The following is a 2028-nucleotide window of genomic DNA, read 5'->3' on the forward strand; positions in this document are numbered from 1 at the left end:
TGTCAATCGGCACTCAAAAATAACCCCTGATCGGCATGCAATATTAACCCCCTGTTGAAGGCCCGGCCTGTCTCCTTACGCCTACGGCTTCAGGAGACAGGCCGGGGCAGGTATGGATCTGGAGAGAGGTTCAGTTACGGTTCCTGAACCGCCAGCTTTCGTTCCCTGTCTCGATGATGTCGCAGTGATGGGTCAAACGGTCGAGCAGTGCCGTGGTCATCTTGGCGTCGGCGAATACACTGGCCCATTCACCGAAGGACAGGTTCGTGGTGACAATGACCGAGGTCTGTTCATAAAGGCGGCTGATCATATGGAACAGCAACTGTCCGCCAGACTGGGCAAAGGGCAGGTATCCCAGTTCGTCGAGGATGACAAAGTCCAGTCGGCCGAGTTGTTCGGCCAGCCGACCCGCCCTTGCCGCCCGACTGTCAGCCTCAAGCCGGTTGACCAGGTCCACCACGTTAAAGAACCGGCCACGCCGACCTGTGCGGATGCAGCTCCGGCCAATGGCCGTGGCCAGGTGGGTTTTGCCGGTACCTGTGCCCCCCACAAGCACGACATTACGCTTGAGGTCGAGGAATTCGCCCCGAGCCAGGTCACGGACAAGGGTTTCGTTGACGGGCGTATCCGCGAACTGAAAGTCCTCGACATCCTGTGCCCGCGGCATCCGGGCAATGGTCATCTGGTAGCGTACCGACCGGGCCTGCTTTTCATGTATTTCGGCCTGGAGCAGTTCTCCTATGACCTGCTGGGGCAGATACTGTCGTTTGACCGCATGGGTCACCAGTTCATCATAGGCAGCTTTCATACCGTAGAGTTTCAGTTCCGCCATCGCCTGGAGGATCGGCCCACGTTCCATCATGGGCGTGTCCTCAGGATATCATACCGGCTGCAGTCAGCCACAGGAGCATGATGCAGGACCAGAGGTTCGGGAAGGGCAGGCAGGACGGGATTTGTGGCATCATCCCGGCGTGACAGGATGTTGAGAATGACATCAACGGAATGCATGCCATCTTCCAGGGCCTCCCGGCAGGCCTGGTCCACGCAGGTCAGGCCATGCTCGTTCACGGCAACCAGAAGACGTACGACCTGTCTGTCGCCACCTGGCCTGTCAGCCAGTCGCCTGCGGATCCGTTCAATGGAGACGGGCAGGATCCAGTCCCGGAATGGGGCGCCATTGCGCAGGGCACCCGGCTTGCGCTCCAGCACCCCGATATAATGCCATGGATCATAAACCGTCCGGTCCCGCTCGAACGAGCGGGCATGGACCCCAACCGTCCGGCCATCCTGCCGGATTTCGATGCGCCCGGCATAGGCCCTGAGTTCCACAGGGCGACCAACCGCACTGCTGGAGACGGAATACCGGTTGTTGTCAAAGCGGACCAGGCAGGTTTTCGTGACGGATGCCATGCGGGCATGGAACCCGTCAAAGGAACCGGCATAAGGAACCAGAGCCGCGCGCTCGGCCAGGAACATCTCCCACACCGTTTTCTCCGGGACATCCGGATGGGCATGCGTTCTGGCCAGCTGGATGCATCGATCCACAAGCCATCCATTGAGTTCCTCGTAGTCACGGAACTTCAGACGCGGGGAGAACACGCGTCCACGCGCATATTTCACCTGGCTTTCAACCTGGCCTTTCTCCCATCCTGCCGCCGGCGTGCAGGCCTGTGGTTCAACCAGATAATGGGCGCACATCTGTAAAAAACGCCGGTTATAGTCCCGCGCCCGGCCAACAAAAACCGTTTCCACCGCAGTCTTCATATTATCGTAAATGCCCCGCTGGCATGCACCCCTGAAGAACGCAAAGCCCCGGTCATGCGCGTCAAACACCATTTCCTGCGCCTCGCGCGGATAGGCACGAATGAACATCATCCGGCTGTGGCACAGACGCATATGCGCGACCTTCACCTTTACCGCCACACCACCCAGAACGACAACCTCATGGCTCCAGTCAAACTGGTAAGCCTCTCCAGGTGCAAAACTCAGCGGAACATAGGCGGCCCGCCGCCCCGTCTCATGGCGGTC

Annotated in this window: 2 protein-coding genes; both read right to left on the minus strand. The window is 59.4% G+C overall.

Annotation, left to right across the window (positions count from 1 at the left end; translation table 11 throughout):
* Positions 1 to 130: 130 nt before the first annotated feature.
* A complete protein-coding gene (gene istB, locus B7449_RS17880) occupies positions 131 to 862 on the minus strand; it encodes an IS21-like element helper ATPase IstB (RefSeq protein WP_275405120.1) in 732 nt (243 codons plus the stop codon).
* A partial coding sequence (istA, locus tag B7449_RS17885) for an IS21 family transposase (RefSeq protein WP_048883984.1) occupies positions 859 to 2028 on the minus strand: 1170 nt, incomplete at its 5' end. The genes istA and istB, both read right to left, overlap by 4 nt.

Origin of the sequence: Komagataeibacter intermedius TF2 (genome assembly GCF_000964425.1) — a bacterium.
GTDB lineage: Bacteria > Pseudomonadota > Alphaproteobacteria > Acetobacterales > Acetobacteraceae > Komagataeibacter > Komagataeibacter intermedius.